The sequence below is a fragment of the Paludisphaera rhizosphaerae genome (assembly GCF_011065895.1).
Classification (GTDB): domain Bacteria; phylum Planctomycetota; class Planctomycetia; order Isosphaerales; family Isosphaeraceae; genus Paludisphaera; species Paludisphaera rhizosphaerae.
Window position 1 is genome coordinate 223085 of sequence record NZ_JAALCR010000011.1, and the last position, 15383, is coordinate 238467.

Annotated in this window: 2 protein-coding genes; both read right to left on the reverse strand. The window is 69.3% G+C overall.

The window, feature by feature from the left end; all coding sequences use genetic code 11:
- Nucleotides 1-70: 70 nt before the first annotated feature.
- Nucleotides 71-8737, reverse strand: a complete 8667-nt coding sequence (locus tag G5C50_RS16495; RefSeq protein WP_165071126.1) for a type I polyketide synthase — start codon at nucleotides 8735-8737, stop codon at nucleotides 71-73.
- Between the two features lie 142 nt (nucleotides 8738-8879).
- Nucleotides 8880-15269, reverse strand: a complete 6390-nt coding sequence (locus tag G5C50_RS33045; RefSeq protein WP_206107737.1) for a hypothetical protein — start codon at nucleotides 15267-15269, stop codon at nucleotides 8880-8882.
- Nucleotides 15270-15383 lie beyond the last annotated feature (114 nt).

Sequence of the window (15383 nt, forward strand, 5' to 3'; positions counted from 1 at the left end):
GAGCTTAGGTCGCGCATGGTGGTGTCACTCTCCAGTTCGTCATGCAACGTTGCGCCCGGCCTGGACCGCCTCAGCGACCGGAGGTTCCCGCGAGCCGATTCAAGGCCTTGCTTCCCGTCCCTTCCACTCCCGCCAGCATCCCCAAGAGGCGTCCATCCGGGCTCGAGAAGTAATGATCCGCGTGGCAGGTCGGGACCCGGCTCTCGGCCCCGATCCGCAATTCGTAGCAGATTCCAGGAGCGTCCCGACCGCTGGCCGTCCTTGGGGGCGCCGCGATCCCAGGGCCGAACAGCCGACAACCGCCGATCCTCGCGGGAAGCAGGGTGACGTCCCAGTGAAGCCTGGCCCAGAGGACCTGCATCTGAAGGGCGCTGTCGACCAGGATCGGATCCACCAGCCAGGCGCCATCGGGCCGACCACGAAGGCAGTCGCGCGGGGACGACGGCCGCAGGATCGCCCGAGCGCCTTGGGGGCCGATCGCCTCGATCGAGACGATTCCCTGGAAGATCGGCCCGTGGAAGAGCCAGTCGCGGTAGGCCTCCTGGACGCCGAGCGCCTTGATCCCCTGTCCTACGAGCAGCCCCGGCTCCGGAATGAAGGCCGGACGCTCTGCCGCACGGCACCCGAGCCGGACCGTCGCGCGATAGTGGAGGCGCTGAGGAGTCCCCGTCCCTTGGATGGAGACGTCGAGCGTCCGCTCCACTCCGGAGGGATCTGCAGTCCCGTCGGCGTCGCCTCGCTCGCGGGCGATGACCCGAACGGCCTCGTGTCGGTCGTCGATGACGACTCCGCGCTGGAGCCTGATCTCGGAGATTTCGAGCAAGTCGAGGTCGGGCCATCCAGCCTGGGCCGCCTCGGCCATGAGTTCCATGGCCATCGCGAACGGGAAGACGGGACGGCCGTCGAGGCAATGATCCTCGAGATAACGATCGATCTCAGGGTTGATCGTCCGAACCAGCTCGACCTGACCGTCGCCCCTTGAGAGCGTCCCGGCAACCGCGATCAGCGGCGAGATCTTCGCAAGGCTGATCGCGTCTTCGCTCTTGCCTTCAACCGATGGCGCGGAGGGGGTGTTCGATTTGCTGGATTCATGTACGGGAGGTGCGAACCCTTGTGACCCGCCGATCAGGATTTCCACATCTCCCTTGCGCCCGATGCGAAGTTCGTCGACCATCATCCGGCAGCCGACGTCGGGAGGAATCAGCACAACCCCTCGCTCAGAGAACTGACGCTGGACCTCTGGGGAGACCATGCCGGTCTCCAGCCAGGGGCCCCAGTTGATCGAGACGATCCGGCCGGGACACTGTCGGTCCAGGAGTTGAGCGAGCTTGTTGAGCACCTCGCTGGCGGCCGCGTAGTCGGCCTGGCCGCGGTTCCCGAACCGGCCGGATACGGAACTGAAAAAGACCAGGAACCGCAGCGCGTCCAGCCGCAGTTTCTCGGCGAGAACCATCGCGCTGCCGGCCTTGGCTTCGACCACACGGTCGAACGATTCGGGAGTTTTGTCCCGGACGAGCCGGTCCTCGATGACCCCCGCCCCGTGTATGACGCCGTCGATCCGGCCGTGAACGCGATAGAGATCGTCGATCACCGCTCCAAACGCCGACGGGTCGCTGACGTCGCACGCGACGTAGTCGACCCGGGCGCCCGTCTGTCGAATGCGATCAAGATTCGCACGAACCTCGCGTTCGAGGAGGAGCCTGCGACATCTCTCCTCGACGATCGGCACGGAGACCGGCTCGCCGGCCGCCTGGAGTCGTCCCAGAATCGCTCGCTTGAGCGCCTTCGGATCCTCAATCCCCATGGTTTCGGGGGGTTCCGAAGTGGTCGGCGGCGGCGTCCGACCGACCAGAACGAACCGACAGGGAACGGCCTCGGCCAGACTCAGGACGGCGAGTGCCGTGATCCCGCGAGCCCCTCCTGTCGCCAGGACGACTGACTCGACATCCAACGGCACCGGGGCGTTCCCGGTTGGTAGCGTCGTGGGGACGAGTTCGAGAGTCGTCCGTCGCCCCTCGCGATAACCGACCTCGACCAGGCGATCGTCCGCAAACAATTCGTCGAGCAGCCATCCGGCGACGGCATTCGCATCAGTCGGGGGCAGGTCGACCGCCTTGACGCGGATCTTGGGGCATTCGTGGGCGAGCGATTTCAGGAACCCGGCGAGACTTCCGTCCTCCGGTGAAATGTCCAGCGCCGGGCCGCCGACGGCGAAGGCTCCTCCCAGCCTGGACGCCGCCAGGATCGCGGCCCCCCCCCGCGAGGCGGCGCCCTCAAGATCCGGGGCCAGGGCCCGAGCCAACAGGTAGAGGGACTTGAGGTGATCGGGACGATTGCCGAGGGAGACAGCTCGCAACGCGGGAAGGTGGATCAGAGCGGCGGGCGGTCCCATGCGGTCGCGAAGCCCATCGACCAGTTGAGCAACCGCTACGGGATCCGTCAGGTCCGCTGCGACGGCGTCAGGTTCCCCGGCCTGAGATTCGACCCTGGAAACGATGCGTACGACGCGACGGCCTTGATCGCTCAGGAGTCGCGCCAGACGTCTCCCGACTCCGGCCTCGTCGTCGACGATGACGACGAGGCCGTCGGGAGCCAGATCGGCCTTGGCCGAGATGGGGGGCGCCTGAATTATCCTGAGCGCGAACCGGCCGACGCCATGTCCGGTCCGCGCATCTTCAAAAGGGCGTCGATCCTCCTTGGCTTCGCCTGGACCGCCGGATTCGCCGATGAACGCTTCGAGGTGATCGATCACCTGTCGGAGCGAGCGGCTCCCTGTGAGTTTTTCGATGTCGGGCGTCCGGCCTTCGGGAAGGTCCAGGGCTCGAACGAGCGTCCCGGCGATCTCGACTCGTTTGATCGAGTCGATCCCCAGGTCCGCTTCCAGGTCCGCTTCCAGATCCAGCATCTCCTCGGGATAGCCGGTCCGTTCGCTGACGATCGCCAGGAGTTGTTCGGTGATTCGCCCGCGGTCGGGTGCGCACTCGGCGACGCTGGCTGCGGCCGGCTTCGGCGCCGCGGCGTGGTCGACGCCGTTCGTATGCACGGGCTCCGTACGCAGGACAGCCGTGGCGATCGGAGCCGTCGGAATCGGCGTTGAAAGGGAAGGCGTTATCGGCGCGAACGACGCGGGAGACGGCGGTGCGACGGTCGGCTGTGGGGCGACGGTCGGCTGCGGAACTGGGACGAACAACGGCTCGCTCGCCGGCTCATAAGCGGCGAACGATTCACCGTTGGCATCCGGTGCTGGCCACGGCGCCGGAGCGCCGGCCGGGGCCGCCGGGAGCGTCCCCGAAGAGCCGAGGCACGTGAGCAGATCGTGCATCACGTTCTCTTGCGTCTGCAGGAATCGCATCATGACCTGCTGAAATTGTCGCGCCATGTCGATTGGGCCGTTTCCGTCCGGCGTAGGCGAGACCCGCGGGGACGCAGTCGGCGGCTCCAGGGACTGAGCGGCCGCCGGATAGGGCGGCGACGCCGTTCCATTGAAGCGCGGACTCTGGACGGTTGGTCGATTCATCGGCCCTCCTTCGTCTGCTGATCTTCGTGAAACCGGGCGGGAGGCGTAGCCGCCCGATCCGCTCCGGGTGGCACCGTCGCCGTTCGGCACATCTCCCCGCGGCGCTGTTGGCGCCGATGGGACCGTCGCCGGAGGTGAATCCGTCGACGGAGTTTGATGGATCTGTCGTTCGACCTTTCCCGCCGACACTGCAGAGTGCGGGGACGGCCGCTGCGGGACGCTCCGGTCGCTCCGAGGCGGGAGTGTCGGCGAGACGCCGCCTCTCGCATCCGCCTTCGGGGCCTTCGACTTCGTCTCACCCCCGACCGTTTTGCGGGGGATCGGACGGGCCCGACCGCCGTTGACGAGCCAGGTCGTTGGGGAATGAGCGATTTCGCTCCCCCCAGACGGTCGCGAGAGATCCACGGGGCGGATCGAGCGACCCTGGAAAAGGCCTTCGGCCCGCACCGTAGCTCCTTCAGCCGCGAGGACCGCAAGACCATGAAGGAAGGCCGTCAGCCCGTCCTCCCTGGGTCGGTCGAACGAAGCACAGACGTGAGGGCGGTCGCCGAGGATCTGGCCGACGAGTCCGGACAGGACCTGGCGCGGCCCCACCTCCACGAACAGCCGGGCCCCGGCGTCGTACATCGCCTGGACTTCGCGGACGAATTCGACAGGACGGACCAGGTGCTCCGCCAGTTGGGCGGCAACCCCGGCCGGGTCGTTGGAATAAGGGGCTGCTGTGGTATTCGAGTAAACGGGGATGCAGGCGGAGGCGATCGGCATCCGACGGATCGACTCGGCCAATTTTTGCTGCGCCGGGGCGATCAGAGGCGAGTGGAACGCGCAGGCGACGGGGAGTCGGCGGGCTTGGAGCCCCCGGCCGCCGCACCACTCGATCGCCTTTTCGACGGCGGCCCGAGAACCGGCGATTACGGTCTGCTTCGGGGCGTTAACGTTGGCCTGAGTAAGCCCCGGCACCTCTGCCAGAAGCGGCGTCAACTCGTCCGGCGAGGCGACGATCGCCGCCATCGCGCCGCTCTCTTCCGTGGTGCACTCGCGAATGAACCGTCCCCGGGCCGCGGCGATCTCCAGCAGCTCGCGCTCGCCGAAGCAGCCCGCGGCGTGGAGCGCCACGAACTCGCCGAAGCTGTGCCCCGCCGCCATCTCGGGCTTGATCCCCATCCGGTCGAGAAGCCGAAGAACCCCCACGTCAGCGGCCGCCAGCGCCGGCTGCGCGATATTGGTCTCGGTCAACGCCGCCTGGAGCGGCTTCTCCTCGTCTTCGCTGAAGGTGGGAGGCGGGAAGATCCATCGGCTCAGCGGCCGTCCCAACTCGGCGGTCAGAACCGCGTCGGCCCGCTCGTAGCATTCCCGCACCTCCGGGAAAGCCACCGCGAGATCCCTTGTCATATTGATGTACTGCGATCCCTGGCCGGGGAAAAGGAAGGCGATCCGCCCCTCGGCCGCCAGCGGCCGCTCCGCGTAGTGAACTCCCCGCGAATCGTGCTTTCGCTCGACCCCGGATCGAATCACCGCCTCAGCCAGCCCCAACTTCTGGACGAGGTCTTCGATCGTGGTCGCGACGATGGCCAGGCTCGGTCCGTTGGGAGGCGCCCCCTCCGCCGCGCGGGCCAGCGCGCAAGCCAGGTCGGCCGGCCGGGGAGGAGAGTTCGATTGAAGGGCCGCGACGAGCCGACCGATCCCTTCGAGGAGTGCCTCCCGTGAGCGGCTCCGCCACAGGAACAACTCGGCCGGCCACGGGTCGCGGGTTGCAGGCTGATCAGACAGAAAGCTCCCCGTGTACTCCTCGAGGGCGATGTGGAAGTTCGTGCCGCCGAAGCCGAACGCGCTGACGCCGGCGCGACGCGGCTCCTTGGATTCCCCGTGGATCCAGGGGCGCGGCTCCGAGTTGACGTAGAACGGACTCTCGGGGAAGTTGGCCTTCGGGTGCGGGCGGCTGACGTTCAAGGTCGGGGGGAGCACGCGATGCTTCAAGGCGAGCGCGGCCTTGATCAGGCCGGCGACGCCCGCGGTGGCCTTGGTGTGGCCGATCATCGATTTGATCGAGCCCACCGCACATCCCTGCTTCGGCGCGCCCTGCTCGCCGAAGAATGTGGCGAGGGCCTTGATCTCGGCCTGGTCGCCGGCCGCCGTTCCCGTGCCGTGGGCCTCGACCAGCCCCACCGTCGCCGGCGAGTACCCGGCCTGCGCGTAGGCCCGGCGGAGCGCCCGAACCTGTCCCTCGGGGCGAGGGGCCGTCATGCTCCGGTCGCGGCCGTCGCTCGAACCTCCTGCTCCCCGGATGACCGCGTAAATTCGGTCGCCGTCCCGCTCCGCGTCATCCAACCGCTTCAGGATGACCGCCGCGAAGCCCTCGCTGATGGCGATGCCATCCCCCTCAGCGTCGAACGTCCGACAACGGCCGTTCGGCGAGAGCGCCTGAGTTTTGCTGAAACACATGAAGGCGAACGGATTCTGGATGGCGTCGACGCCGCCGACGATCGCCACATCGCTCGTCCGGGCCTCAAGATCCCGAACCGCCAGGTACATCGCCGCCAGCGACGAGGCGCACGCGGCGTCGACGGTATAGTTCACCCCACCGAGATCGAACCGATTCGCGACCCGCCCCGCGGCGACGTTCATCAGGACGCCCGGGAACGAGTCCTCCGTCCACTCGGGAAGGCGGTCGCCGAGGCGCTCTACCAGTGCGGTCGCATCGCCGTTGATCAAGGACGGAAGCGTGGAACGAACCATGTAGCCGGCGGTCAGATCGGCGCCGCCGCCCCCGGCCCCAAGCACCACCGAGGTTCGCTCGCGGGGGAATGGACGATTCAGATAGCCCGCGTCCTCAAGGGCCGATCGCACCACGGCCAGCGCGAGAAGCTGGAACGGCTCGATCGAGCGGAGCGAACTGGGCGGCATTCCGAACGTCATCGGATCGAACGGGACGTCGCCGATGAAGCCGCCCCAGCGCGAATAGATTTTGTCGCGCGCCGATCGAGACGGGTCGAAGTACTGCCGCCAATCCCACCGGTCGGCGGGAACTTCGGTGATCGCGTCCACCTTGTTCAGGATGTTCGACCAGAACGTCGCCAGGTCGGGGGCTCCTGGAACGATGCAGGCCATCCCCACGATCGCGACCGCGGCAGGTGCGGGAGTGTGGCCGTCCGCGTCCGAGGCGACGATGCTCGTCGCCGACAGCCTCCGCTCGACGCCGGTTGAGATCTCTTTGTGGAGTTCCGCCAACGTGCAAAGCTCGTCGCGAAGGCCGGCCACCTGGCCGATCATGTACATCCCCCGCGCCCACTGCTCCTCTCGTCCGAGCGTCGCGAGCTTGGGGGCCGCTGGATCCCGCCCATACTGAGGATTGTGGTCGAGCCCCTTCGAGGCGACTCGGAGGCGACCGATGTTGAGCGCCTCCAAACTGTGGCGAAGCTCCTCGGCCGCCAGACCTTCCCGGATCATCCGCCTCTTCTCGCCGGCGAAGTCCGCGACGAACGGCGTCTGCACGCAACGAGTGGCGTGCCCAGGTCCGCTCTCCAGGAGAACCGTGCGATCACATTCCAGAGCCGCCCGCTGGAAGCCATCAACGATCGCGCCGGTTGACACGGCCTCTCGTGTGAAGAGATAGGCCGTGCCGATGAGTACGCCGACCCGGATCCCACGTCGGGTCAAGGGCGTCGCGAGAGCGGCCACCATCGCGGCCGAGAGACCGTCGTGCACGCCGCCGGCGAAGAGGATGTGATATTCGGCCGGGTCGACGTCGGTCGGAATCTGCTCGCACAGGACCTCGATCATGCTCTCCCACAGGACGAAGCTGGTCCTTGGCCCGACGTGTCCCCCGCACTCCCGGCCCTCGAAGACGAAGCGGCGAGCCCCCTCTTTGAGAAACATCCGGAGCAACCCAGGAGACGGCACGTGAAGGTAGGTCGAGATCCCTTCCTGCTCCAGGATCTTCGACTGGTCGGGACGACCCCCGGCGATCAAGGCGAACGGCGGCTTGTACGCCCGAACGACTTCGAGCTGCTCGACCCGAAGCTCCTGCGGGACGAACCCGAGGACTCCCACGCCCCACGGTCGATCGCCGAGCAGTCGGCGCGTCTCCTCCAGCAGCGTCTTCGCCTCGGGCCCACGCATCAAAGCCAGCGCCAGGAAGGGCAAAGCTCCGGCCTCAGCCACCGCGGCGGCGAACTCCGCCCGGTCGCTGACTCGGGTCATCGGCCCCTGGACGATGGGGTATCTCGTTCCATGTGAACGAGCCAGCGGAGCACCCTCGGCCAACGCCCCCGGATCCCACTCCGTCGCAGCCGTGGCCACCGCTTCACGCATCGCGGCCAGCACTCCGCCGACCGTCACGTAGCGGCGAGCCAACCCGACGGCAAAGGCCGCATCCTGGCCCAGGGCGATCACGGACGACTCGGGCTCGCGCCAGTCGACCCGATGTCGGATTGCGGCCTTCCAGGCGTGACGCACCGCCTCGACCGGCCGATCCGCGAGGAGGGCCGTGGCCTCAAGCCGCTTGAGTTCGGCGGACGAAGCAAGGTCCGGCCGCGAATAGGCGCGGAAAGCCGCACCGAACGGGCTTCCCAGGCAGATGGTCTCGCTGCCGTCCATGACGCCGAGGCGGGCCTTGAGCCGCTCCGGCACGGGCGACTCCTTCGTCAGGAGGAGCTGAGAATCCAGAACGGCCCCCGAAGCGCCGGCCGCCCGGCACGCGGCGGCCGTGCTCGGGCCGACGCCGCCCATGGCCCAGACGGGGACGCGCAAGTGAGGGATGAGACGCTGAAGCAGGACGAAGGTCGTCTCCTCACCCACCCAGCCGCCAGCCTCGTTCCCCTTAGCGATGATCGCGTCGACGCCGGCCTGCTCCCCCGCAAGCCCCTCTTCGAGGGACGTTGCGATCAGCAGGACTTTCAACCCGGCTCGATGGACGAGTCCCACAAGGCGTTTGAGATCTTCTGGGGCCGAGGCGAAGACGATCGCCTCGAGCCCAACCTGCGGATGCTCCAGAATCGTGTTGAGCAGCGGGTGCGCCGAGCCGTCGAGGAGAACGCCGATGCGACCCCGCCCCAACGAAGAAAGCCGGGCCAGGGCTTCCAGCGCCGGCTGCGGCTCATCATGAAACTCAAGGTTGAGGACCCCGAGGGCTCCGGCCCGGCTGCCGGCAATCGCCAGCGACGGATCCGGGAACCCTCCAGGGGTCAATACCATCCAATCGAAGTCGGGCGTGCTCCTCATCGCGCTCGCCTTTCGGTTAGCTGCCCGGCCCGCCCGTGCCGCTGGGCCGGTCCATCAGAGGACCGGCGGCGGCACGCGACGTCTCGGGTGGGGCGACCGATTCAGGGTCCGGCAACCGGATTCCCATCACTGAATCGATGCCTCAAAGGCTCGTGATCGGTCCATGGATGTCGGGGTCGGCCGTGGAAGCAGAGTTCCAGCTGACCGTCGTGTTTTTCTTTGTGGATCCTGCGGTGGTCAGGTAGAGCCCGCCGCCGATCCCCTTGCCGTTCGTTCCGTTGACGCCCAGCAGCCCGCCCGAGCCGGCCGAGCCGCCCTGAGCGGCGTTGCCGGCGAAGAAGGCCCCGATGGTCGCGTCGATCAGGTCGACCGTCGCGTTGGAGGTGACGAAGATTCCACCGCCGTACGCGTTGCCGCCGTTCCCGCCGACTCCCTTGAACGCCGCGCTCCCGCCGTTTCCGGCGCGGGCGGTGTTCGAGAGGACCTGGCCCCCCTTGTAGGTCAGCTTGCCGCCAGTGACCGCGATGCCGCCGCCGGTGGCGTCGCCGCCGTTCCCACCAGTCCCGCCGGTCGCGGCGTTGCCGCCGTTGCCGCTCTGGGCCAGGTTGGAAGTGACGTTGGTGCCGGTGATCGAGGTGGTCCCGCCGGTGGCGATGCCGCCGCCGATCGCAGCACCTCCCACACCGCCCGACTTGCCGGCGCCGCCGGATCCGCCAGATCCGCCCAGCGCCTGGTTGCTGCCGATAGCCGAACTGGTGATCGTCGACGTCCCCGACAGGATCGCGATCCCGCCGCCGGTCGCCGCTCCGCCAGCCCCGCCGTTGCCGACCGTGCCGGCGCCGCCGGCTCCGCCGCGTGCGGCGTTGAAATTGACCGTGAACTGGCTCAGGGTCAGGCCCCCGGACTCGCGGAGACCGGCGGAGAGGATCCCGCCGCCGACCGCCGCGCCGCCGTTGCCGCCGGTCCACCCGCTGCCGCCGTTGCCGGCGTTGGCGTTGCTCAGCGAAATCAGACCGCCGGCCAACGTCATCGAGCCGATCGTGGAAACGGCTCCGCCCAGGGCGCTGCCGCCGTTGCCGCCGTTGCCGTCGACGCCGCTGCCGTAACCCTTGCCGCCATTGCCGCCGTTGCCGCCGATCGCGTTGTCGAGGGTGAGGCTGATCGACGTCGCGGTGAAGTTGAAGCCCGCGTTCAGGATGGCTCCGCCCGTCGCCGACCCGCCGGCACCGCCGTTGCCGCCGTTGGTCCCTCCCTGCGGTGAGGGTCCGCCGTTGCCGCCGTTGCCGCCCGCGCCGCCGACGGCCTGATCACTCGAGAAAGTACTCGTGGTGGCGATGCCGAAGTTGTTTCCGAAGTTGGCGATGGCGCCGCCGCCCGCCGACCCGCCAGCCCCGCCGTTGCCGCCGTTGCCGCGGATGCGGCCGTCGCCGCAATACGCGCCGCCCGCGCCGCCGGCCCCGCCGTTGCCGCCGTTGGCCTGGTCGTTGTTGAAGAAGACCTGCTTGCCGACCGAGAACCCGGCACCCTGGTTGTAGATCGCGCCGCCGAAGGCGTCGCCGCCGTCGCCGCCGGCTCCGCCGTTGCCGCCGATCCCGGCGTCGGAGTGGCCCGTGAAGAAGGTGAAGCCGCCGTTGCCGCCGTGGTCGGCGCCAGCCCCACCAGCCCCGCCAACGGCCTTGTCGTTGAGCAGCTTGAAGTACGCTGGGATGACGAAGTTGGCCGCGGTGTTGTTGAGCGCGCCGCCCGAGGCGTCGCCGCCGTCGCCGCCGTCGCCCCCGTTGCCCCCCATTCCGCCGTTGGCGTTGCCGGAACCGGTCAGACCGCCGTTACCGCCGCCGAGGCCTCCCTTGGCTCCCGCCCCGCCGATCGCGGAGTCGCGCGAGAGGGCGTCGAACCGCGCCGAGATGTTGAACACCTTAGGATAGAAGGGATCGATCGGGTTGCCGGTCGCGGCGGCCGTGATCACGTCGCCCACCACGATCTGCAGGGGGACGAGATCGACGACCGGGTGATTGTAGATGGCGCCGCCCAGGGCCGAACCGCCGTTGCCGCCGGCCCCGCCGTCACCGCCCGTCCCGCCATTGGCGTCCTTGCCGGCCGTGTTCCCGCCGTTGCCGCCGCCGGCCCCGCCGACGCCGCCGGCCCCGCCGGTCGCCGAGTCGTCCGTGAGCATGATGAGCGTGATGCTCAGGTTGACCCGCTGGTTGATCGAAGGCGGAACCACGTTCGCCACGCCGATGATCTCAGTCGGGTAGGCGTTCGTCAGGGTGCTGAACTTGGCGATGACGAAGCCGTTGCCGGTGTTGTCGATGGCTCCGCCGGAGGCGTCTCCGCCGTCGCCGCCGTCTCCGCCGTCGCCGCCCGTCCCGCCGTTGGCATTGCCAACGCCGACGTTCTGACCGCCGTTGCCTCCGCCGAGGCCTCCCGCACCGCCGGCGCCGCCGGTCGCCGTGTTGCTCACGATGTTGGTGTCGGAGATGGTCAGGTTGGCGACGGTGACGTTGAAGAGCGGGCTGTAGGGCGGGCTCGCGACCTGGCCGGCCGTCACAACTCCGCCAGTCTTGATCATCGTGATCGAGCTGAAGTCAGCGATCGTGAAGCCGTCGCCGCCGGGAGCCTGCGAGATGCCTTCGCCTTCCTCGCTCTCCCCGCCGTTTCGGATCGCGCCGCCGATCGCGGAACCGCCGCCGCCGCCCGCGCCTCCATCGCCTCCGATCCCGCCGTCGGCGTCGCCGATCCCGCCGTTGCCGCCGCCGGCCCCGCCTGCTCCCCCGGCTCCGCTGACGGCCCGGTTGCCGGACAGTTCGCGAACGGTAATGCTCGCTGAGACGATCGAGATGTTCAGCCGCGGTGCCGTGTAAGTCCCGACGGCCAGGGTGCTGAACTTGGCGACGATGAACCCGTCGCCGCTGTTGTTGATCGCGCCGCCCGCGGCGTCTCCGCCCCAGCCGCCGTTGCCTCCGTCGCCTCCCACGCCGCCGTTGGCGTGGAGCGTCGTCAGCGTTGTACCGCCGTTGCCTCCGCCCGCGCCCCCGACCCCGCCCGCGCCTCCGAGGGCCGCGTTATCGGAGAGAGTGGTGAGGGCGATGTTCAGAGTGTCGACGAAGATCTCAGGACCGACGGTGCCGCCGCCGAGGTTGCCGGCCGAGTTCATGACTGTGCTGAACACGGCGACCAGGAAACCGTCGCCCGAGTTGTCGATCGCCCCGCCGTAGGCCGAACCACCGGAGCCGCCCCAGCCGCCGTCGCCGCCGAATCCCCCCGGTACGTCCAGCGAGATCGGGGGACCGGGATTCGGGGTGCCAGGGTTCTGGAGATACAGCCCGCCATTGCCGCCGCCGGCCCCGCCGACGCCGCCGGCCCCGCCTGCGGCCGTGTTGTTGGAGAGATTCCGAACGTTCAGGCTCGGATAGTGGAGATACAGCTTCTGGATCGCCGACTGCGAGTTGAACGTGCCGTCGACGGCGCTGAAGACGAGCGAGTGGAAGCTCGTCCCGTCGTTATAGATCGCTCCGCCGTAGGCGTTGCCGCCCCCGCCGCCATAGCCGCCGTCGCCGCCCCGGCCTCCGCGGGCCTGGCCGATCACGCCCACGCCGCCGTTGCCGCCGCCGGCTCCGCCCGCGCCGCCGGCCCCGCCGGTCGCCGAGTTGTCGGAAAGGTCGACGACAGTGATCGACATCCAGAAGAGATCGATCAGCGGGGTGGAAACAGCCGACGGCCCGCCGAAGCCGCCGCCCGGCCAGGGCGTCGTGCTAAAGACGGCTTCCAGGAAGTCGTCGCCGGAATTGTCGATCGCTCCGCCGTAGGCGTCGCCGCCATAGCCGCCGCCGCCGCCGTTGCCGCCGAGGCCGCCGTCGGCGTTGCCCAGGCTGGTGGTCGCCCCGCCGTTGCCGCCGCCGGTCCCGCCCGCGCCGCCGGCCCCGCCGGTCGCCTTGTTGCCCGACAGCGACCTGAGCCCGATGGTCAGGAACGTCAACGGGCTGGTCGTCGCCGTCGCGGCTCCCTGGAGCACGGGACCCGAATTCGCTCCGCGCCCGCCGGCGAGCGTGCTGAACGCCGCGAACGTGAAGTCGTCCCCATAGTTCTCAATGGCTCCGCCAGCCGCGTAACCGCCGCCGCCGCCATAGCCGCCGGCCCCGCCCTGAACCAGGCTGCCGTTCGCATTGCCGCCGCCGAGGGTCAGTCCGCCGTTGCCGCCGCCGGCTCCCCCGGCTCCTCCGGCCCCGCCGGTCGCGGAATTGTCGTCCAGAACGTTGAACTGGACGTTGAAGAATGCGCCGGCCGCCAACGCCTGGGCCAACGCCACTCCCGTGCCGAGGTCGATCGTCGGCGTGGACTTGAGAGTCGAGAAGCCCAGCACGGCGAACGACGAAGCCGAGTTGTAGATGGCGCCGCCCGCAGCGCCGCCGCCGTAACCTCCCCATCCACCGTCGCCGCCGGCTGGGCCGTTGGCTTCGGTCCCGATGAAGGTCAACGAACCGTTGTTTCCACCGCCGCCGCCGGCCCCCCCCGCGCCTCCTACGGCCGAGTTGCCGTTCAGGAGATTCAGCAGGATCGACGATCCAAGGCTGCCTGCGGATGGAATGCCGCTGGTCCCCAACGGTGTGAACGCGGCAACCGTGAAGTTGACGGCGTTGTTGAAGATCGCGCCGCCTTCGCCGTAGCCGCCTCCTCCACCGCCGCCGCCGTCCCCGCCGTTGGTGGTCCCTCGTGTAATCGCTGATGTGAACGACTGGATCGCCAGCGTCCCGCCGGCCCCGCCGCCGCCGCCGGCTCCGCCCGCTCCGCCAGTGGCCGAGTTTCCGATCAGGAAGTTGAGGTTGGCCGGATCGAATCGATAACCTGGCGTGGCTTGATTGATCGGACTCGGGATGCCTCCGGCCGGCGGGGCGATGTTATAGAGGAAGCCGGCCCCCGTGTTGAACAGGGCCCCGCCCTCGCCGTCGCCTCCATTTCCGCCGTAGCCGCCGTTGCCGCCATTGGCGCTGCCGCCGGCGGCGTTGCCGCGGTAGGCGGTCACGCTGATCGAGCCGCCGAAGCCGCCAAGACCGCCGGCCCCGCCCGCGCCGCCGAGGGCCGCGTTCGAGTTGAGGGGGCTGTTCAAGACGACGGCGCCAGCCGACGTGTTGTAGATCGCACCGCCCTGGCCGTCGCCCCCCGATCCACCCGAACCGCCATTGCCGCCGTTGGCGCTGCCGCCGGAGGCGTTGCCAGTCTGGGCCAGGATCGAGATCGTGCCGCCGAAGCCGCCAAGACCGCCGGCCCCGCCCGCGCCGCCCACAGCTCGATTGCCGGTGAACAGGCTGTCCGAGATCGCCAGGCCCGAATCCACATTGTAGAGGCCGCCGCCCTGACCGTCGCCGCCGGCTCCACCTGCGCCGCCGTTACCCGCGTTCGCACTGCCGAGAGTGAACCCTGACGGCACGTCTCCCATATTGATGATCGCGCCCGTGCCGCCGAGACCGCCAGACCCGCCGGCTCCGCCGGTCGCAACGTTGTTCGTCAGCGTCGAGGTGAGAATCTGCAGGCCGGTCGCCGAGTTGAAGATCGCGCCGCCCTCGCCGTCGCCGCCGACGCCGCCGGAGCCGCCGAGGCCGCCGACTCCGGAACTGAACGGGATGCTGATGAGACTGGCGACCAGGCTGCCGATGCCGCCCGCTCCGCCCGCTCCGCCGGTGGCCGAATTTCCGGTCAGTTCACTGAGCTGGACGACCATGTTCGTCCCGCTGTTGTAGACGAAGCCCCCCTGGCCGTCGCCGCCGGCTCCACCCGCTCCGCCGGGTCCACCCACGGCCACGACGAACGGAGTTCCCAGCAGGCTGCCGATCAGGCTTCCGCCGCCGCCAGCGCCTCCCGCGCCGCCGGTCGCCGAGTTCCCCGTCGCCCCAGTGATCGCCAGGATCTGCAGGCTGGCGCCGGTGTTGTACAAGGCGCCGCCCTGGCCGTCGCCACCGACGCCGCCGCGTCCGCCAGCTCCACCGGTCACCAGCAGGCCGCCGCCCTGATTCGTGGGTGTGGCGGAGATGCTGCTCAGCAGTCCTCCGGAACCGCCGGCGCCGCCAGCGCCGCCGGTCGCCGCGTTGTTGGTTATGACGGACGAGGCTGGGATGGAGAATCCGTCCCGGGAATTCCAGATGCCGCCGCCCTGGCCGTCGCCGCCGTCACCACCGAGACCGCCCGTTGCGCCGAAGACGTTCGCCGGGAGGCCGACGACAACGCCGCCGATGAAGCTTGCCGACCCTCCCGCGCCGCCCGCGCCGCCTGTTGCGGTGTTGCCGGTCAGCGTGAGGATGGCCGGGGTGGTCGCCGCAGCTCCCACAGCGCCCGGCGGGACAGCCGTCGAGAAGACGACGATGTCGCCCGGGTTGAAGAGTCCGCCGCCAAGGCCGGCGCCGCCGTCGCCTCCCGGTCCGCCGTTCGAGCCGTTGGCCGCCCCGGCGTTCACCTTGATGTTGAGGGCGCCGCCGGAGCCGCCGACGCCTCCAGCCCCGCCAAGGGCCGAATTGCCGACGAACTGGACTGGGAGGGCCAAGACGAGCGTGCTTGGAAGCCGCCCGCTCCCGACGTTATAGATGCCCCCCCCCGCGCCGAGACCGCCCAGCCCCCCCTCGCCGCCGAGACCCGACGCGACGCCAGGATTAATCGG

What these genes read in the sequence shown, in the direction of transcription:
- G5C50_RS16495 (WP_165071126.1), bottom strand. Translation starts at nt 8,737, where the DNA reads ATGAGGAGCACGCCCGACTTCGATTGGATGGTATTGACCCCTGGAGGG.